Origin of the sequence: Pseudomonas sp. MF6396, assembly GCF_002018915.1 — a bacterium.
In the GTDB taxonomy this organism is placed as follows: domain Bacteria; phylum Pseudomonadota; class Gammaproteobacteria; order Pseudomonadales; family Pseudomonadaceae; genus Aquipseudomonas; species Aquipseudomonas palmensis.
Window position 1 is genome coordinate 14,535 of the sequence record NZ_MVOK01000021.1, and the last position, 17,290, is coordinate 31,824.

The 17,290-nt window shown below is 67.2% G+C and carries 19 protein-coding genes; 7 read left to right on the forward strand and 12 right to left on the reverse strand.

The genetic code is table 11. The annotated features are described in order from the left end of the window. Positions 1-60: 60 nt before the first annotated feature. From MF6396_RS19755 to MF6396_RS19770, 4 genes are all read right to left on the reverse strand, one after another. A complete protein-coding gene (locus MF6396_RS19755; RefSeq protein ID WP_078481363.1) occupies positions 61-651 on the reverse strand; it encodes an HAD family hydrolase in 591 nt (196 codons plus the stop codon). Beyond that, positions 648-1,517, reverse strand: a complete 870-nt coding sequence (tesB, locus tag MF6396_RS19760) for an acyl-CoA thioesterase II (protein ID WP_078481364.1) — start codon at positions 1,515-1,517, stop codon at positions 648-650. Before tesB ends, MF6396_RS19755 begins: the two co-directional genes overlap by 4 nt. Before the next feature lie 75 nt (positions 1,518-1,592). Beyond that, on the reverse strand, positions 1,593-2,162 hold the full coding sequence (locus MF6396_RS19765; RefSeq protein ID WP_043863860.1) for a GNAT family N-acetyltransferase: 570 nt from the start codon (positions 2,160-2,162) through the stop codon (positions 1,593-1,595). 14 nt (positions 2,163-2,176) lie between these two features. Further along, on the reverse strand, positions 2,177-2,494 hold the full coding sequence (locus MF6396_RS19770; RefSeq protein WP_161493041.1) for a TonB-dependent receptor: 318 nt from the start codon (positions 2,492-2,494) through the stop codon (positions 2,177-2,179). A gap of 106 nt (positions 2,495-2,600) precedes the next feature. Here MF6396_RS19770 and MF6396_RS19775 point away from each other — a divergent pair, with 106 nt between their 5' ends. Then, entirely contained in the window at positions 2,601-3,293 is a 693-nt protein-coding gene (locus tag MF6396_RS19775) for a histidine phosphatase family protein (RefSeq protein ID WP_078481367.1), read from the forward strand. 2 nt (positions 3,294-3,295) lie between these two features. Further along, entirely contained in the window at positions 3,296-4,141 is an 846-nt protein-coding gene (locus MF6396_RS19780) for a phosphatase PAP2 family protein (protein WP_078481369.1), read from the forward strand. Here the strand turns inward: MF6396_RS19780 and MF6396_RS19785 are convergent. Beyond that, positions 4,107-4,532, reverse strand: coding sequence for an EamA family transporter (locus MF6396_RS19785; protein WP_043863863.1), 426 nt, complete (start codon positions 4,530-4,532; stop codon positions 4,107-4,109). The two genes, MF6396_RS19780 and MF6396_RS19785, sit on opposite strands and share 35 nt — an antisense overlap. Positions 4,533-4,630: 98 nt before the next feature. Between MF6396_RS19785 and MF6396_RS19790 the strand changes: the two genes are divergently transcribed. Next, positions 4,631-5,545: a histone deacetylase family protein gene (locus MF6396_RS19790; protein WP_054916358.1), complete on the forward strand. Its 915-nt coding sequence runs from the start codon at positions 4,631-4,633 to the stop codon at positions 5,543-5,545. 151 nt (positions 5,546-5,696) lie between these two features. After that, positions 5,697-6,932 carry a TIGR03862 family flavoprotein gene (locus MF6396_RS19795; RefSeq protein ID WP_078481370.1) on the forward strand — a complete coding sequence of 412 codons (1,236 nt, stop codon included), beginning with the start codon at positions 5,697-5,699 and terminating at the stop codon, positions 6,930-6,932. Positions 6,933-6,998: 66 nt separating this feature from the next. Here MF6396_RS19795 and MF6396_RS19800 read toward each other — a convergent pair whose 3' ends face one another. The 3 genes from MF6396_RS19800 to yedA all read right to left on the reverse strand — a co-directional run bounded on the left by MF6396_RS19800 (position 6,999) and on the right by yedA (position 10,180). Continuing rightward, positions 6,999-8,330: a DEAD/DEAH box helicase gene (locus MF6396_RS19800; RefSeq protein WP_054916356.1), complete on the reverse strand. Its 1,332-nt coding sequence runs from the start codon at positions 8,328-8,330 to the stop codon at positions 6,999-7,001. Positions 8,331-8,396: 66 nt separating this feature from the next. After that, entirely contained in the window at positions 8,397-9,251 is an 855-nt protein-coding gene (locus MF6396_RS19805; protein WP_153046102.1) for a hypothetical protein, read from the reverse strand. After that, entirely contained in the window at positions 9,248-10,180 is a 933-nt protein-coding gene (gene yedA, locus MF6396_RS19810; protein ID WP_058540581.1) for a drug/metabolite exporter YedA, read from the reverse strand. Before yedA ends, MF6396_RS19805 begins: the two co-directional genes overlap by 4 nt. Positions 10,181-10,332: 152 nt before the next feature. Between yedA and MF6396_RS19815 the strand changes: the two genes are divergently transcribed. Continuing rightward, the gene (locus MF6396_RS19815) at positions 10,333-10,791 is read left to right on the forward strand and encodes an Lrp/AsnC family transcriptional regulator (RefSeq protein WP_043863869.1); all 459 of its coding nucleotides are present in this window, start codon (positions 10,333-10,335) and stop codon (positions 10,789-10,791) included. On the opposite strand, the gene MF6396_RS19820 is transcribed toward MF6396_RS19815, so the two are convergent. The 3 genes from MF6396_RS19820 to MF6396_RS19830 all read right to left on the reverse strand — a co-directional run bounded on the left by MF6396_RS19820 (position 10,788) and on the right by MF6396_RS19830 (position 12,743). Beyond that, positions 10,788-11,393 (reverse strand): 3'-5' exonuclease, encoded by a 606-nt coding sequence (locus MF6396_RS19820; protein ID WP_043863870.1) that lies wholly within the window; start codon positions 11,391-11,393, stop codon positions 10,788-10,790. The genes MF6396_RS19815 and MF6396_RS19820 overlap by 4 nt on opposite strands. An 18-nt stretch (positions 11,394-11,411) precedes the next feature. After that, entirely contained in the window at positions 11,412-11,891 is a 480-nt protein-coding gene (locus MF6396_RS19825; RefSeq protein ID WP_043863871.1) for a LabA-like NYN domain-containing protein, read from the reverse strand. 96 nt (positions 11,892-11,987) lie between these two features. After that, positions 11,988-12,743, reverse strand: coding sequence for a DUF2076 domain-containing protein (locus MF6396_RS19830; protein WP_054916353.1), 756 nt, complete (start codon positions 12,741-12,743; stop codon positions 11,988-11,990). 152 nt (positions 12,744-12,895) lie between these two features. On the opposite strand from MF6396_RS19830, the gene MF6396_RS19835 reads away from it, so the two are divergent. After that, entirely contained in the window at positions 12,896-13,570 is a 675-nt protein-coding gene (locus MF6396_RS19835) for a hypothetical protein (RefSeq protein ID WP_043863873.1), read from the forward strand. A gap of 63 nt (positions 13,571-13,633) precedes the next feature. Beyond that, positions 13,634-14,713 carry an endonuclease/exonuclease/phosphatase family protein gene (locus MF6396_RS19840; protein ID WP_078481412.1) on the forward strand — a complete coding sequence of 360 codons (1,080 nt, stop codon included), beginning with the start codon at positions 13,634-13,636 and terminating at the stop codon, positions 14,711-14,713. 3 nt (positions 14,714-14,716) lie between these two features. Here MF6396_RS19840 and hrpB read toward each other — a convergent pair whose 3' ends face one another. Further along, positions 14,717-17,242: an ATP-dependent helicase HrpB gene (gene hrpB, locus MF6396_RS19845; RefSeq protein ID WP_078481373.1), complete on the reverse strand. Its 2,526-nt coding sequence runs from the start codon at positions 17,240-17,242 to the stop codon at positions 14,717-14,719. Positions 17,243-17,290: the final 48 nt, after the last annotated feature.

Here is a 17,290-nt window from a genome sequence, read left to right on the forward strand (position 1 = left end):
GCCTGGGTCGATGATCCGGGCCTCTTCGCCGGCAAGGCCGGCGAAGAGGCCAGCACGGACCTACTCCAGCATCCCGTGCAACACCCCACAATCAGCCGCATGCCAATCCACCAGCTGCGGCCACGGGTTCTGCGGCACATTCACCAGCACCGTGCGCGCACCCGCCGCACGCCCGCAGTCCAGATCGAAGCGATAGTCACCGACCATCACCATCTGCGCCGGTGCCACGTCCCACGCCTGGGCCAGTTGCAGCAGCCCGCCCGGGTGCGGCTTGGGCGGGGCCTCGTCGCGGCCGATGATGTCCTGCACCGGGAAGCAGTCGGCCAGGCCGATCGCCTCCAGCGTCACATGCGCCAGCTCGCGCGCATTGCGCGTCAGGATCCCCAGTCGGCAGCCCCGCGCCGCCAGCTCGCGCACCAGCGCCACCGCCCCCGGCGCCGCCTGCGAGGCCACTGCCAGTTCGCGCTCGTGCTCCAGCAGCCAGGCATGCTTGGCAGCCGCCTCTGCCGCAGGCAGGGCCGCCAGATGGGTAAGAATGTCGTCCTGCGCCGGGATGCCCAGCGCCACGCGAATGGCCGCAAAGTCATGCACGGCGATGGTCAGGGTGCCGTCCATGTCGAACACCCAGTGGCGAATCGAGCGCAGGCTCATGCCCAGTCCTTGCGATGGCGAATCAGGCCTTCCTGGCACGACGAGGCCACCAGCTGCCCGGCGCGATTGAAGATGCTGCCACGGGCAAAGCCGCGCGCATTGCCCGCCCACGGGCTGTCCATGGCGTACAGCAGCCAGTCATCGGCGCGCAGGTTGCCGTGAAACCACAGCGCATGGTCGAGGCTGGCCAGCTGCATGTCGCGGTGCCACACCGACTTGCCATGGGGCATCAGCGAAGTGCTCAGCAGGCTGAAGTCCGAGGCGTATGCCAGCATGTACTTGTGCAGCGCCTGGGAGTCGGGCAGGTTGCCGTCGGCACGAAACCACGCGTACTTCACCGGGTCGCCGGGCTTGGGGTTGAAGGGGTCCTTCTCGGTCACCGGGCGCACTTCGATGGGCTTGGCGCACAGCAGCTTGTCGCGAATATGCTCGGGCAACTGATCGGCCATGCGCTCGGCCAGTTCCACTTCCGACGGCAGGTTTTCGGGGCCGACCACCTGGGGCATCTGGCCCTGGTGCTCGAAGCCTTCCTCGTCGTACTGGAACGAGGCGCTGCAGGTGAAGATCGGCTGGCCCTTCTGGATCGCCGTCACCCGGCGGGTGCTGAAGCTGCCGCCGTCACGCACGCGGTCCACCGAATACACCACCGGCATCGACGCATCGCCCGGACGCAGAAAATAGCCGTGCAACGAGTGCACGTGGCGCGCCTCTTCGACCGTCTGACTGGCCGCCGACAGCGACTGGCCGAGTACCTGGCCCCCGTACAGCTGACGAAAGCCCAGGTCCTGGCTGCGTCCGCGGAACAGGTTTTCCTCGATCGCCTCCAGACTCAACAGGTCGACCAGATCGTCCAACACGTGGCTCATTCGAGATTCTCCAAAGCAAGGCCCAGGGCGCAAATAATACAGGGTTTGTCATTGGCGGCCTGTATGTTCTGCGATTCAGCCATGCAAGGTGGCCTGCCACTGGGCGCGGTTGATCCGGTACAGCACATGGGGGCGCAAGGGGTGGCCTGGCTCGAGGCGCGGGTGCTCGAAGTCGCCCAGCGGATCGGGCTGCATGCCGATGGCCTGCATCACCTTCTGCGACGGCAGATTGCCCTGGGTAGTGAACGACACCACTTCGTCCAGGCCCAGCTGGGCGAACGCACAACGCAGGCAGGTCCAGGCCGCCTCGCTGGCGAAGCCCTGGCCCCAGTGGCGCCGCGCCAGGCGCCAGCCGATCTCCACCGCCGGGGTGAACGGCGCATCGAAGCTCACATTGAGCAAGCCGGTCATGCCGATGAACGCCCCGCTGTCCTGGCGCTCCAGGGCCCACAGGCCGAACCCGTACTCGGCAAAATGGCCGCGGATGCGGCCAATCAGTGCGGCGCTTTCGACCCGGCTCAGCGGCGCCGGGAAGTACTGCATCACCAGTGGGTCGGCACACAGGGCGGCGAACTCGGCGAGGTCGTCGTCCTGCCACTGGCGCAGCCGCAGCCGCGCGCTCTCCAGTTCAAGTATCGGGGTCATTGCCTGCTCCGTGATCACTGCCTTGCAGTGTACAGCGTAGGCAGGCCCATGTAGTTGGCGCCAGCCCCGACTGCCCCTGCGTGTATCGATGTTGTAGGAGGTCCACAGGCTGAAGCTGTCGGGCGCGATGAACGTGGGCTGGTGCCGTCGTTGACGCCGTTGCCACCGGCCTTCACCACTTCGGCATCCAGGTAGGTGTAGCCGGCCCACACCGCCCAGGCATCGGTGATGCGTCCGGTGGCGCCCAGCTCCAGGCCGCTGACACGCCGATCGCCGTCCAGTGCCACCAGGCCCGAGATTGGGCTTGTTACTTCATTGAATTGAAACTGCAACGTGCTGTTGGCCCCTTGCCCCACAAGGCTTTCACATCGCCTTCACCGATTCACCACAGGCCGTTGCTTACCGTGCAGACATTCTCGCGGTAGCCGGAGCGGCCCCATGTTGCACGATGCAGTACTCGACCAGACCTTGACCCCAGCCCGTCCGGGGCGACGACGACGCCTGCCTTCGGCGACGTTCCTGCTGGGCCTGTGCACCTTGCTTGCACTGGCCGTTTCAAGCCTGTGGCTGGTCAGAGGGTTGGCGATCGTGGACCTGGGTAGCGAAAGACAGATGCGCAACAGCGGTGTGTATGCCGACTGGGCCAAAGGTGAAGTCATCGTGCTGGTGCGGCATGCCGAGCGTTGCGACCGCTCGCGCAACCCGTGCCTGGATGATCCGCAAGGTATCACCCAGGCGGGCAGCCAGGCTGCGGCGCAGGTGGGCGAAGGGCTGCAGCGCCTGGGCCTGGAGCATGCCGACATACTGACCAGCCCCCTGACCCGCACCCAGCAAACCGCGCACTTCATGTTCGGCAAGCTGGCAGCCAGTGAGGACTGGCTGCAGCAATGCAACAAGGGTTTCGCCGACAACGCCCTGGCGCGCAAGGCCGCCGAGCGCAACCTGGTGCTGGTGACCCACAGCGGCTGCATAGACCAGCTCGAACGCCAGTTGAACGTGCCCGGTGGCGAACGCTCCAGCGCCTACGCCGAAGCCGTATTCGTCTCGGTGGGCGCCAGCGGCAAACCGAGAATCCTCGGCCGCATGAACGCCCCCGAATGGCGCAAGCTGCTGGCCAGGGCGGAGCAATGAGCATGTCGCCACGCCAGTCGTTCTACCTCACCCACCTGGGCCTGCCCCTGCTGCTGGCACTGGTCGTGTTCGTGGCCTTCGACCTCACCGGCCTCGACCGCTGGTTCAGCCAGTTGTTCATCGACCCGGCCAGCGGCCAGTTCACCCTGCTGCACGACGCCTGGTTCGAGAAAGTGACCCACAAGTGGCCCCGCATCCTGCCCAACTGGACAGGCGAAGCCGCACTGATCGGCGCCCTGCTGTCCTTCGTGTGGCCGCTTTTCGCCCGCCATCCGCAGGCCGCCGCCACCCGGCTGCTGCAACGCAGCCGCATTGCCGGCGTGCTGCGCTTCACCACTCGGCACCGACGCGACCTGCTGTTCGTGGTGGTGGCATTCGCACTGTGCACCGCCATCATTCACTACCTCAAGAGCCACACCGGGGTGTACTGCCCGGTAGAGACCACATTCTACGGCGGTACCCATCCGCGCCTGGAGTGGTACCAACAGTTCGACCTGCTGCACAAGGCCGGTGACGGGCGCTGCTGGCCCGGCGGGCATGCCTCCAGCGGCTTCACCCTGATGGCGCTGTACTTCGTGGCCCGCCGCTGGCGCTGGGCGCACGCACGCAAGCTGCTGGGGTTCATCGTGCTGCTGGGCATGGTGTACGGCACCACCCGCGTGATGCAGGGCTGGCACTACATGTCGCACACCTTCTGGGCGGGGATCTTCGTCTGGCTGACCTGCCTGCCGACCGCGCTGTGCTTCTATGGCCGCACCGCGCTGCAGGCACCGCTGAAGGCACCGCTGGAGTTACCGGCAACACCTCTGCGCGCTAACGCCATGCCAGCATCACTACGCCCAGAGTGATCAGGCTGATGCCGCCCCACTGGCGCAGGTCGAGTCGCTCGCCCAGCAGGGTAACGCCGAGCACCGCCACCAGCACCACGCTGAGTTTGTCCACAGGCGCTACCTGCGAGGCTTGCCCCAGCTGCAGGGCGCGGAAGTAGCAGATCCACGAGGCGCCGGTGGCCAGCCCCGACAGCAGCAGGAACAGGTAGCTGCGCGGCGAGATCGACCCCAGTGACTGGTATTGGCCGGTGGCGAACAGAATCAGCGCCAGGCTCACCAGCACCACCACCGTGCGCAGCAGGGTGGCGAAGTCCGAATTGATGCCGGTCACGCCAACCTTGGCAAATATGGCGGTCAAGGCGGCGAATATCGCCGACAGAATCGCCCAGAACGTCCAGGAAGCCAGCATGGGTGCACCCCTGTCGAGAACCTGCGCGCAGTGTAGATCGCTGGCGCTGGCTGTACAGCAACTGGCAAGATCGAGGCCTGCCCCGGTTAGAAGCTGCCATGCCCCTGCCCCTGATCTACCACGACGACTACAGCCCGGAGTTTCCTGCCGGGCACCGCTTCCCGATGGACAAGTTCCGCCTGTTGCGCGACCACCTGGTCGACAGCGGCCTGACCACCGATGCGGCCTTGCTGCGCCCCGAGCTCTGCCCCAGCGACATCCTCGCCCTGGCCCACGAGCGGGGCTACATCGAGCGCTACATGAATGGCGACCTGAGCCGCGAAGACCAGCGTCGCCTGGGCCTGCCCTGGAGCGAAGCGCTGGCACGGCGCACCGTGCGCGCGGTCGGCGGCTCGCTGCTGGCCGCCGAACAGGCCCTGCAGCATGGCATCGCCTGCCACCTGGCCGGCGGCACGCACCACGCCCACTACGATCACCCGGCCGGCTTCTGCATCTTCAACGACCTGGCGGTGATCAGCCGCTACCTGCTCGAAGCCGGGCGCGTGCACCGGGTGCTGATCTTCGACTGCGACGTGCACCAGGGCGATGGCACCGCGCGCATCCTGCACGACACCCCGGACGCGATCACCGTGTCGCTGCACTGCGAACAGAACTTTCCGGCACGCAAGGCCCAGAGCGACTGGGACATCCCGTTGCCGCGCGGCATGGGCGACGCCGACTACCTGAAGGTGGTGCACGACGCGCTGAACTACCTGTTGCCGCTGTATCAGCCCGACCTGGTGCTGTACGACGCCGGCGTGGACGTGCACAAGGACGATGCGCTGGGCTACCTGCAACTGACCGACGCAGGCGTCGCTGCCCGCGACGAAGCCGTGCTGCGCCACTGCCTGGGGCGCGATATCCCGGTGGTTGGCCTGATCGGCGGCGGCTACAGCAAGGACCGCCACGCCCTGGCCCGACGCCACGGCATACTGCACCACAGCGCACAACGGGTACTCGATTACCCACAATGACTGTGGAGCTGCCTGTGGATAACCTGAGCGCAAGCCCATCCGGCCCTTGTGGCACGGGGCCTGCACCGTACTGATCGTTTTTTGTACAGTGCCTGGGCGGGGCCGTGTCGGGTAGAATGCCCGCTCTTTTATCCCCAGCCTGCAGCCGCCCATGACCGATACTCCCCCAACCACCGCCCCCCACGTTGCCATTATCGGAGGCGGGCCGGCCGGGCTGATGGCCGCCGAGGTCCTCAGCCAGGCTGGTGTGCGGGTAGACCTGTACGACGCCATGCCCTCGGTGGGGCGCAAGTTCCTGCTGGCGGGCGTGGGCGGCATGAACATCACCCATTCCGAAGCCTACCCCGCGTTCATCTCGCGCTATGCAGAACGCGAACACGACATCGCGCGCCTGCTCGACGGCTTCGATGCCGACGCACTGCGGGCATGGATACACGGCCTGGGCATCGACACTTTCGTCGGGACATCCGGCCGGGTGTTTCCGCGCGACATGAAGGCCGCCCCGCTGCTGCGCGCCTGGCCCAAGCGCCTGCGCGATGCCGGGGTAGTTATCCACACCCGGCATCGCTGGCACGGCTGGGATGCCGACGGCGCCCTGCGGATCACTTGTCCACAGGGCGAGGTGAGCGTGCAGGCCGATGCCGTGGTGCTGGCGCTGGGCGGCGGCAGCTGGGCGCGGCTGGGCTCGGACGCTGCCTGGCTGCCCTGGCTGCAGGCGCGGGGTGTGGAAATCTCGCCGTTGCAGGCAGCCAACAGCGGCTTCGAGGTAACGGGTTGGAGCGACGTGCTCAAGGGCAGGTTCGCCGGTGCACCGCTGAAGAACATCGCCCTGAGCCTGGCCGGCCAGGCGCCGCGCCTGGGCGAGTTCGTGCTGACCGAGGGCGGCGTCGAGGGCAGCCTGGTGTATGCCTGGTCGGCGCAGATTCGTGAAGCGATCAACCGCGAAGGTAGCGCGACGGTGCTGCTCGACCTGCTGCCGAACCGGCCTGTGGACAAGATCGAGGCGGCGCTGCGCAAACCCCGTGGTTCGCGCTCGATGGCCAGGCACCTGCACGGTCAGCTGGGCCTGGACGGGGTGAAGGCGGCGCTGCTGCGCGAGCTGACCGGGCCCGAGGTGTTTGCCGACCCGGCGCGCCTGGCGGCAGCGCTCAAGGCGTTGCCGATCACGCTGGTACGACCGCGCCCGCTGGACGAGGCGATCAGCAGCGCCGGCGGCGTGAAGTTCGAGGCAATGGATCGGCACCTGATGCTGACCCGGTTGCCGGGGGTGTTCTGTGCGGGCGAGATGCTCGACTGGGAGGCACCGACCGGCGGCTACCTGCTGACGGCGTGCTTTGCCAGTGGGCGAAGGGCGGGGTTGGGGGTGCTGGAGTGGCTGCGCCGGTGAGGCCGGCGCCTATAGGGTACGCACAGCCCTTGCCGGCGAAAGGGCTGCAGCGCAGCCCGTGCCCAATCAAGGCTTGCGCTTGCGCGGCCCGGTATTGAACGTCGGCACCTTGCGCACCGGCTTGACCTGCGGCGCGGCTGCGGGGGTATCCCCGCTGTCGGTCCAGCGCCCCAGGCTGCCCTTGCCGCTGCCCTGCTTGGGCTTCTTCGGTTTCTTCGGCTTCTTCACCACCTGCCCGCTGGCGTCGGTTTCCGGCACCCGGTGCTCCGGCACGAAATCCGGCTCTTCATGGCGCGGCAAGGTCTTGCGCGTGAGCATCTCGATGGCCGACAGCATGTTCACCTCGTCGGCACACACCAGCGAAATGGCTTCGCCGGTATTGCCCGCACGCCCGGTACGCCCGATACGGTGAATGTAGTCCTCGGCCACGATCGGCAAATCGAAGTTGACCACCAGCGGCAAGTCGTCGATATCCAGCCCGCGCGCCGCCACATCGGTGGCCACCAGGATCTGGATCTCGCGCGCCTTGAAGCTGTCCAGCGCACGCTGGCGCGTGGCCTGGGGGCGATCGCCATGGATGCCGTCGGCGTTCACGCCCTGCGCCTGCAGGCGCTCCACCAGCGCATCCACACCGTTGCGGGTCTTGGCGAACACCAGCACCTGCTTCCAGCGCTGCTTGCGCAGCAGGTGCATGAACAGCTCGGGCTTGCGCTTCTTGTCCACAGGCACGACCCACTGCTTGACGCTGCTGGCCGCCACGTTGCGCGGGCTGACCTCGACGCTGAGCGGGTCATCGAGCATCTGCCCGGCCATCAGGCGGATCTCGTCGGAGAAGGTTGCGGAAAACAGCAGCGTCTGGCGCTTGACCGGCAACGCCGCGTAGATCGAGCGCAGCTCTTCGGCAAAGCCCAGGTCGAGCATGCGGTCGGCTTCATCGAGCACCAGCGCCTGCAACTGGTTGAACTTGACCGCGTTCTGGCGGAACAGGTCGAGCAGGCGCCCGGGCGTGGCCACCAGCAGGTCGATGCCCTTGCGCAGTTTCATCATCTGCGGGTTGATGCTCACCCCGCCGTACACCGCGTAGGTGCGCAGCGGCAGGTGTTCGGCGTACTCGACGATATTGGCGTGCACCTGTTCGGCCAGCTCGCGGGTCGGCACCAGCACCAGCGCACGTACCGAGTTGCTGGCGACCTTCTCGCCTTCCATCACCAGGCGCTGCAGCAGTGGCAGGGCGAAGCCGGCAGTCTTGCCGGTGCCGGTCTGCGCCGCCGCCATCAGGTCGCGACCGGCCAGCACGGCCGGGATGGCCGCCGCCTGCACAGGTGTCGGGGTGGTGTACTTGAGGTGCTCGAGCGCGCGCAGCAAGGGTTCAATCAGGCCAAGTTTGGCGAATGTCATGGCAATACCGTCTGGGGAATTCAGCAATGGCGCAAGTTTACCCTGTTCGCGCGGGTTCACCGAGCTTCAATCCACAGGCGGCAGGTACACGTACGTCAGGCGATCCAGGCCATTGCCGACAAACAGCGACAGCGGCCTGCCCAGCTGGCTGGCGCGCGAACGGCACAGACCGTAGATCTCGTTCAGGCTCGAATCGCGCGCCGACATCGGCGTCCAGCTGTGCATGCCCAGCGACCCCAGTTCGAAGATCATGTGGTCGCGGTCCTTCTCGCGGCTGAAGCTGACGGCTACCTGGCCACGCGCTACCTGACTACGCAACCCGCCATCAGCGAACTCCAGGCGAACCGGCGTGCGCCTGAGCTTCTGGTCCGGGGTGCGCAGCGTCATCACGCCCTGACTGTAGTCGAGCACCTCGAAGGGCAGGTTGGCCCTGATCCTCACCGGGACCCGGCAATCGACCTCACCGCGCGCCGTGTTCTCGATCAGCGAGCGCATCGCTTCGCTGAGCGTAGGATGGCTCTTGATCGCGACATCGTTGGGGAAGGCCAACCGCAACGCGATCGGCTGGTCAGGTTGATCCGCGAGGGTCAGGGTGACGTTGCCGGTGACTGCCTGGCGCGCAGCCAGCACGGCGTCGACCGTCGTCTGCAGAGCCTCACGCCGCGCCGGGGTCAATACGTCGCCTGGCATGCGCAGGTTCACCACCCAAGGGGTCTCGTCATCGGCCCACATTTCCACTCGGGCCAGGTCGATCTGCTGTTCGGCCAGCAGGTTACGGACCGCTTCGGCGTAATACCGGTCTGCATGGCCGTGGGCGTAATTGTCGATAACCGATACCTGAAACTCCAGGCCGACTTCCTGTTCATCACAACCGGACAGCATCCCAACCAACAAGCCTGCCATGGCAATACGACGCTTCACTTGGACAACTCACCCCTCAAGGCGTCAGCCGGGGTGGCCACGCTGGCCGGCACCTTGCGCCATTGCGGAACGCCGATCAACACCACCGCGCCGATGATCACCGCCATCGCCACGCACTCCTCCACGCCGATCTGCTCGCCAGCGAACAGGATGCCCAGCAGCACCGCCACCGCCGGGTTGACGTAGGCATAGCTGGTGGCCGCCGCCGGGCGCACATGCTTGAGCAGGTACATGTAGGCACTGAAGGCCAGGATCGAACCGAAGAACACCAGGTAAAGCAACGCCCCCCAGCCGGCAGCGGTCGGCATCTGGGTCATGCGTTCACCGCTGAGCGCGCTGCCCAGCAGCAGCGCCGCGCCGCCCACCAGCATTTCGGCGGCACTGGCCATCGGCCCGGCCGGCAGCGGCAGGCTCTTGCTCCACACCGAACCGAAGGCCCAGGACGCTGCAGCAAACAGGATCAGCGCCGCGCCCAGCGGGCTGGCCTGCAGGTTGGAGCCCAGGTTGAGCAGGCCGATGCCGGCCAGGCCAAGGCCGATACCGGCCCATTCCAGACGCGTGTTGCGGTGCCCGAAAAATCGCCCGAACACCAGGGTGAACAGCGGCACAGTCGCCACCGCCAGGGCTGCGACCCCGGACGCCACGCCCGCATGTTCGGCCAGGGTCACGCCGCCGTTGCCGCAGCTGAGCAGCAATATGCCGATGGCCCCGGCGGCCTTCCATTGCGCCCAGCTGGGCGCCGGCACCCCTCGCCAGCGCAGAAAGCCATACAGCAGGCTGCCGGCAATCAGAAAGCGCACCCCGGCCATCAGCAGCGGTGGCCACGACTCGATACCGATGCGGATCACCAGATAAGTCGACCCCCACACCAGGTACAAGGCCAGGAAGGCACCGATCAGCACCAGCGGAAAGCGACGGGAGGCAGGCATGGGAGGCTCGAAATCAGGGTTTTGGAGCTGTAGTTTAGAAAGCCAAACGGGTAATTTTAAGTTACAAACCCTGTTTATACGGCCACCAGACTTTCGAAAAAACGGATGTTTGCCCGATTCGCCATCGTTTCAACACCTGGTACCCACGCCCCATGGACAAGTACGATCGCATGCTCCTCGCCGCCTTGCTCGACAACGGCCGCGCCTCCTTCGCCGAACTGGCGCGCAAGGTCAACCTGTCGGCCCCGGCGGTGGCCGAGCGGGTGGCCAAGCTCGAGGCCAGCGGGGTCATCACCGGCTACCAGGCCAAGGTCGACATGAGCCGGATCGGCTTGCCGATCCAGTGCGTGATCGAGCTGCGCCTGGCCAGCCACGGCAACCAGCAGACCTATGAGGACCTGGCGCGTATCCCGCAGATCACCGAGTGCCACCGGGTCACCGGCGATCCGTGCGTGATCATGCAGGCGGCGGTCGGCTCGATGCCGGAACTCGAAGAGCTGATCAACCACGTGGCGCAGTTCGGGTTCAGCAAGACCTCGATCATCCTGTCCAGCGCGGTAGAGCGACGGGTGCCGCTCGGCCAGCTCGACAGCAACGGCAAGAAAGCCTAGCGGTAGCGCTTGAGGGTTTCGGCAACCTTGGCTGCCGGGACCTTCTGCAGGCTGCAGAACAGCGGGTGCGACACCTCGCTGATACCGTGGCGCTGGCGCAGTTCGCCGGCCAGGTGCTGGGCCAGGTTGGCGGCCATCTCGGCATCGGCCATGGCCCGGTGAGCGGTGCCGGTGTCGGGCAGCCCGGCCCAGCGCGTCAGGGTGCCGAGCTTGTGGTTCGGCGCAGCCGGCAGCAGGCGCCGCGAGAGCAGCATCGAACAGGCGAACGACTGCACCCGCGAGCGTCCGATCAGGCTCAGTTCGTAGTCCCAGAACTTCTGGTCGAACGAGGCGTTGTGCGCCAGCAAGGGCGTGCTGCCGACGAACTCGGCCACCTCGTTCATCACCTGCGCATTGGCCGGCGCACTGCGCAGCATGGCGGTAGTGATGCCGGTCAGCCCGGCGACAAAGGCCGGTACCGGCACGCCGGCATTCATCAGGCTCTGGTAGCGATCGACGATGCGCCCGCGTTCGAGCATCACCACCGCCACTTCGGTGGCGCGGCAGTAGGCACCCGGCGAGATGCCGGTGGTTTCAAAGTCGATGACCGCAATACGTTCCACAAAAACCTCGGGTAGCTCTCAGTGCTTGAGCAGGAGTGCGCCTTCGATGGGCACATAGCGGGTGGCGGCGCGAATCAGCGAGTTGGCGGTGAGCCCCGGTACGCCATAGGCCACCGCTTCGGCGCCATGACGGTTGATCACCCGTTCCAGCAGCAGGTCGAAATCGCCATCGCCGGAGGCCAGCACCACTTCGTCGACCCGCGAAGCAGCGTCGATCACGTCCAGGGTGATGCCCACGTCCCAGTCGCCCTTGGCCGAGCCGTCGCTGCGCTGGATATAGGGTTTGAGTTTGACCGTGAAACCGAGGTTGCGCAGGATCTGCTGAAACTGCTGCTGCTTGCTGTCGCCGCGGTCGATGGCATAGGCCACCGCCTCGACGATCTCGCCGTCCTGGCTGACGTGCGCCCAGAAGGCGGCGTAGTTGAAATGACAACCATAGGCCTGGCGCACGGTGTAGTAGAGGTTCTGGACATCGGCGAACACCGCAATCTTCTTCACCGCACTTCCTCGTCACGCCAGGGGCCGGCCCCGCATACCGGGGCCGTTTCGGCGCCCAGTATGCCAGCCTGACGGCAGTACGGGTATGTGCGCGGCTCAGACGAAGGAATCGTCGTCCGAAAAGAAGCCGCCGCCATCGTCACCGTAGTCGGTGTCCATGAAGCCGCCCTGATCATTGCCGTAGCCACCGTTGTCGGCGGTCAGGCGCTGCTCGTCGTTGCCGCCCCAGCCGCTGTCGCTGGCCGGTGCCGGGGCTTCGTTGATGATCTCGGTGACTTCCTGGGGCTGCGACGAATGATGGCCGAACAGGCTGCTGATGCCCTGCGCCAGCATCACCCCGCCTGCCACGCCGGCGGCGGTCTGCAGTGCACCGCCCAGAAAGCTGCTGGCGCCGCCGCGGGCCGGTGCGGCCTGGGGCGCGGCGTTGAAACCCTGCTGCTGAGGGGCCACGCCGGGCCCGCCAAAGCCGCTGGCCGGTTCACGCCAGCCACCACCACTGGTGGCAGGTGCCGGGGCCGGCTGGGCCGCGCGCTGCGGCTGCGGCTCGGGTTGCCGTGCCCCCCCGCCGAAGATGCTCGACAGGAAGCCGCCGCTGCTCGGCGCAGTGGCCGCCACCTGTGCGCGGGCCTGGTTCAGATCGGCCTGCAATTGCCTGTTCTGTTCATCGAGGCGCTTGAGCGCGGCCTCCTGCACCAGAATCGCCTGGGCCATGTAGTAAGGGGCCGACGGCTGTTGCTGCAGGTGCTCGGCAATGCGCGCCTGGGCCTGGGCATCACGCGGTGCGCCTTCGCTCTCGGCTTGCTTGAGGCGGCCGAACAGGCCGTCGATCAAGGTTTGTTCTTCGTGGTTCATGGGGCGACCTCACTGGATAGCCGGGGGATTACAGGTGAGCACTAGATGGGGTTCCAGCATGGGCGATTCAATCGGCCCGCGGCATGAAACTTTGTTCAGGTTCGACCGCTGGGCTAAAGTAGCGGCCTGCTCTGTCACTGCGATATCGACTGATGAATCCGCTTAGCGTTCTGCAAGACTCCTTGTATTTCTTCCGCCGCCACCTGCTGAGCATCGCCAAGCTGTGCCTGCCGCTGATCGTCATCGAAACGCTGCTGGCCCAGGCGATCTATGCACAGTTCGGCAGCCAGACCCGTACCCTGGCCTACGGCATGCTGCTGGGCCTAGTGTTCTACCCGCTCTACAGCGGCGCACTGATCCTCTACCTGGACGCCCGCAGCCAGGGTGAAGAGCCGCGCAAGCGCGACCTGCTGGCCATGTCGCTGCGCCTGTGGCCCTCGTTCGCGCTGCTGATGATCGTCTGCCTGCTGCTGATCGTGGCCGGCTGCGCGCTGTTCATCCTTCCAGGCATCTGGGTGATGGTCAACCTGGTGTTCGCCGAGTACCTGCTGGTGCTGCGCGGCCTGCAACCGCTGCCGGCCATGCGTCAGAGCTTCGAGCTGTGCAAGGGCCACTTCTGGCAGATCCTGGTGTGCATGATCGTGGCCATGATCCCGTTGTGGCTGATCGATGCGCTGACCCGCAGCCTGATCGGCGAAGAGCCCGAGCTGTGGCTGGAACTGCTGGTGGGCAGCTTCAACGGCTTCCTCACCCTGTTCAGCACCCTGGTGAGCTTTCGCATGTTCATGCTGGTCACCGAGCCGCCGCTGGCCCGCGACCCGAGCTGAACCAAGCAGGCGACGAACGGCTCGGGTATGCTGCGGGTTCACCTGCGACGCCAAGCCGAGCCGATGATCCGACTACTGCGCAATGCCCTGCTGACCCTGCTGCTGATACTTGCCCTGCTGTGGCTGCTGGCCAGTCACCTGAGCTGGCAACCCGAGCCGCGCGAGGCCCTGCCGGTGGCCTGCCGTGGCACGGCCACGCCACTGGTGCCGGGCCAGATGCTCAAGGTCATGAGCTGGAACATTCAGTACCTGGCCGGCAAGGGCTACGTGTTCTGGTATGACGAAGGCCGGGGCAGTGACACCCGCCCTACCGAACAGGACCTGGCGTTCAACCTCGACGAGGTGACGCGGGTGATCCGCGCCGACAACCCCGACATCGTGCTGTTGCAGGAACTGGACACCAACGCCAAGGCCAGCGCCTACCAGGACCAGCTGGCCCTGCTGCGCGAGCGCCTGGCCGACCTCTACCCCTGTGCGGTGCAGGCCTACGACTGGAAGGCGGACTTCGTGCCCGACCGGCATGTGTTCGGCAGCGTCGGCCGCGGCCTGGCGACCCTGAGCCGCTACCCCATCCAGCAGGCCGAACGCCTGGCCCTGCCCTCGGCCCCCGACAACGCCCTGAGCCGCCTGCTGCAGCCGCAACAGGCGGTGCTGGCCAGCTACCTGCCGCTGCGTGATGGCGGCTCGCTGGCGGTGCTCAACACGCACCTGGCGCCCTTCGTTCCCGGCAGCGATATCCAGCGCCAGCAGGTGCGCCAGCTCGGCGCGCTGCTCGACAAGCTCGAAAGCCAGGGCACGCCGTGGCTGATCGGTGGCGACTTCAACCTGCTGCCGCTGGGCCAGTACCGCCGGCTCACCCCCGAGCAGCGCCAGCACTATGGCGCCGACAGCGACCTGCACTTGCTGTGGGACAAGTATCCGATGATCCCCAGCAACGCCGAAGCCGGTGGCGCCGAGCGCAGCGCCTGGCTGACCCACTACCCCAACGACCCGCGCCTGAACGGCCCGGACCGCACCCTGGACTACCTGTTCCACAGCCCCAAGCTGCAGCGCCTGAGCGCCCGGGTGCTGCAGCAGGACACCCTGCAGATTTCCGATCACCTGCCGCTGAGCGCGCGCCTGCTGTTGCCGACGCCGCCCTAGCGGCTACTTGCGCGGTTTGGCCCGCGCGGTGGCTTCGGCCACCAGCGGGTCGTCCGGCCAGTAGTGCTTGGGGTAGCGGCCCTTGAGGTCCTTCTTCACTTCGGCGTAGGTGCTGCGCCAGAAATTGGCCAGGTCCTGGGTCACCTGCACCGGGCGCCGTGCCGGTGACAGCAGGTGCAGCAACACCTGCTGGCGGCCCTGGGCGATGCGCGGGGTTTCGGCCAGGCCGAACAGTTCCTGCAAGCGCACCGCCAGAATCGGCGGCGTCTCGCTGTAGTCCAGGCGGATGTTGGAACCCGAGGGCACGCTGATGTGCACCGGCGCCCATTCGTCCAGGCGCTGCGGCAGCGGCCAGGGCAGCAGGTTGCGCAGGATGGACGACAGGTCGAGCTGGGCAAAATGACGGGGCCGGGTGACCTTGCGCAGGTAGGGTTGCAGCCAGTGCTCAAGGCTGGACAGCAAGGCCGCGTCGCTCAGGTCCGGCCATTCGCTCTGGCCTGCCGCCGCAACATCCAGCCCGCGCAACAGTGCCACCCGCGCCTGCCACTGGCGCAGCTCCGGGGTCCAGGGCAGCAGCTCCAGGCCCTTGCGCCGCACCAGGTCAAGCAGCGCCCGCGCACGCGCATCCTCACCCAGCCCGGTCAGCGGCTCGCGGCTGAGCACCAGTTCGCCGACCTTGCGCTGGCGCTCGGCACGCAGCACGTTCTCACGCTCGTCCCAATCCAGTTGATCCACGCGGCGCACCTGCTCGGCGAGCACGTCGTCGAACAGCGCCGGGTCGAGTTCGGCCGCCAGGTAGATGCGCTCTTCGCGCTGCCCCTGGCGGCTGCCGAGGTCGGCGATCACCAGCCAGGGTTGCTTCATCAGCGCGTCGGCCTCACCGAACAGCGCCGCACGCCCGTTGGCCAACCGGTACTCGGCGCCGCCGGCACGGCGCTGCTGGGCGACCCGGTCGGGGTAGGCCAGCGCCAGCAGGGCACCGAGCCAGCGGGAATGTTCGGGGTCGGCCACGGCCGCGCCGGCCTTGCCGCGCAGGTAGCTGCGGTACTGGCGGGACAGTTGTCGCGCCCGCTGCACCCCGCCCTGCCCGCCTCGGGCTGCACGGGTTTCGCCACTGAGCAGGGCCAGCCGGCTGTGCAGGTCGGCGCCCGCCCCGCGCAGAATGTCGCGCTCGCCCAGCAGTGCCGCCACATCGCAGGCCATCTGGGCCAGGCCAAGGTCCTGGCCGCGCAAAAGCAGGTGTGCGATGCGCGGGTGTGCCGGCAACTCGGCCATGGCCTGACCATGCTCGGTCAGCGCCAGCAACTGCCCCGGCCTGAGCGCCCCCAGGCGCACCAGCAGGTCCTGGGCCTGGGCATAGGCCGCCGCCGGTGGCAGGTCGAGCCAGCACAGCTGCGCCGGGGCTACGCCCCAGCGGGTCAATTGCAAGGCCAGCCCGGCAAGGTCGGCCTGCAGGATCTCGGCGCTGCCGTAGGCAGCCAGTTGGTCATGCTGGGCCTCGGACCACAGCCGATAGCACACGCCCGGTTCCAGGCGCCCGGCGCGCCCGGCCCGCTGGGTGGCGCTGGCGCGCGAGATGCGCTGGGTATCGAGGCGGGTCATGCCGCTACCGGGGTCAAAACGCGGCACCCGCGCCAGCCCGGCGTCGATCACCACCCGCACGCCGTCGATGGTCAGGCTGGTTTCGGCGATGTTGGTCGCCAGCACCACCTTGCGCAGGCCCGCGGCCGGCGCCTCGATGGCGGCGCGCTGGGCCGCGAGATCGAGTTCACCGTGCAGCGGGCACAGCAGGATCTCGCGTCGCTCACCCAGGGCCTCCTGCAAGGCCTGGTGCACACGGCGGATCTCGGCCTGGCCAGGCAGGAACACCAGCAGGCTGCCCGGCTCGTCGGCCAGCGCCTGCAACACCGTGTCGACCACCCGCGGCTCGACGAACTCGCCGGGCTGGAACGGCCGCCCCCAGCGCATCTGCACCGGATACATGCGCCCCTCGCTGCTGATTACCGGGGCGTCGTCGAGCAACGCAGACAGGCGCTGCCCTTCCAGCGTGGCGGACATCAGCAGGATCTTCAGCGGCGGCTCGTCACGCAGCAGCTCGCGGCCGTTGAGGCTCAGGGCCAGGGCCAGGTCGGCATCCAGGCTGCGCTCGTGAAATTCGTCGAAGATCAACAGGCCCACCCCGTCCAGCGCCGGGTCGTCCTGCAGGCGCCGGGTGAGGATGCCTTCGGTGACCACTTCGATGCGGGTACGCGGGCCGACCTTGCTGTCCAGGCGAATGCGGTAACCGACGGTTTCGCCCACCGCCTCGCCCAGTTCGCTGGCCAGCCGTTCGGCTGCCGCGCGGGCAGCCAGCCGGCGCGGTTCGAGCATCAGGATGCGCTGGCCGGCCAGCCACGGCTCATCGAGCAGGGCCAGTGGCACGCGGGTGGTCTTGCCGGCGCCCGGCGGTGCCTCGAGCACGGCTTCGTGGCGCTGCTGCAAGGCGGTGCGCAAGGCCGGCAGCACGGCATCGATCGGTAATGAATTCATGGTAGCCCTCGAACAATCGGCCGAGTATAACGGCGAACCGAGCCTGCC

Excerpts from the sequence above, each read along its gene's own strand:
- MF6396_RS19780 (WP_078481369.1), top strand. The coding sequence starts at position 3,296 with ATGTCGCCACGCCAGTCGTTCTACCTCACCCACCTGGGCCTGCCCCTG.
- MF6396_RS19800 (WP_054916356.1), bottom strand. The coding sequence starts at position 8,330 with ATGACATTCGCCAAACTTGGCCTGATTGAACCCTTGCTGCGCGCGCTC.
- MF6396_RS19755 (WP_078481363.1), bottom strand. The coding sequence starts at position 651 with ATGAGCCTGCGCTCGATTCGCCACTGGGTGTTCGACATGGACGGCACC.
- MF6396_RS19785 (WP_043863863.1), bottom strand. The coding sequence starts at position 4,532 with ATGCTGGCTTCCTGGACGTTCTGGGCGATTCTGTCGGCGATATTCGCC.
- MF6396_RS19815 (WP_043863869.1), top strand. The coding sequence starts at position 10,333 with ATGGACAAGTACGATCGCATGCTCCTCGCCGCCTTGCTCGACAACGGC.
- MF6396_RS19830 (WP_054916353.1), bottom strand. The coding sequence starts at position 12,743 with ATGAACCACGAAGAACAAACCTTGATCGACGGCCTGTTCGGCCGCCTC.
- hrpB (WP_078481373.1), bottom strand. The coding sequence starts at position 17,242 with ATGAATTCATTACCGATCGATGCCGTGCTGCCGGCCTTGCGCACCGCC.
- MF6396_RS19795 (WP_078481370.1), top strand. The coding sequence starts at position 5,697 with ATGACCGATACTCCCCCAACCACCGCCCCCCACGTTGCCATTATCGGA.
- MF6396_RS19840 (WP_078481412.1), top strand. The coding sequence starts at position 13,634 with ATGATCCGACTACTGCGCAATGCCCTGCTGACCCTGCTGCTGATACTT.
- tesB (WP_078481364.1), bottom strand. The coding sequence starts at position 1,517 with ATGAGCCACGTGTTGGACGATCTGGTCGACCTGTTGAGTCTGGAGGCG.
- MF6396_RS19790 (WP_054916358.1), top strand. The coding sequence starts at position 4,631 with ATGCCCCTGCCCCTGATCTACCACGACGACTACAGCCCGGAGTTTCCT.
- MF6396_RS19835 (WP_043863873.1), top strand. The coding sequence starts at position 12,896 with ATGAATCCGCTTAGCGTTCTGCAAGACTCCTTGTATTTCTTCCGCCGC.
- MF6396_RS19775 (WP_078481367.1), top strand. The coding sequence starts at position 2,601 with ATGTTGCACGATGCAGTACTCGACCAGACCTTGACCCCAGCCCGTCCG.
- yedA (WP_058540581.1), bottom strand. The coding sequence starts at position 10,180 with ATGCCTGCCTCCCGTCGCTTTCCGCTGGTGCTGATCGGTGCCTTCCTG.
- MF6396_RS19765 (WP_043863860.1), bottom strand. The coding sequence starts at position 2,162 with ATGACCCCGATACTTGAACTGGAGAGCGCGCGGCTGCGGCTGCGCCAG.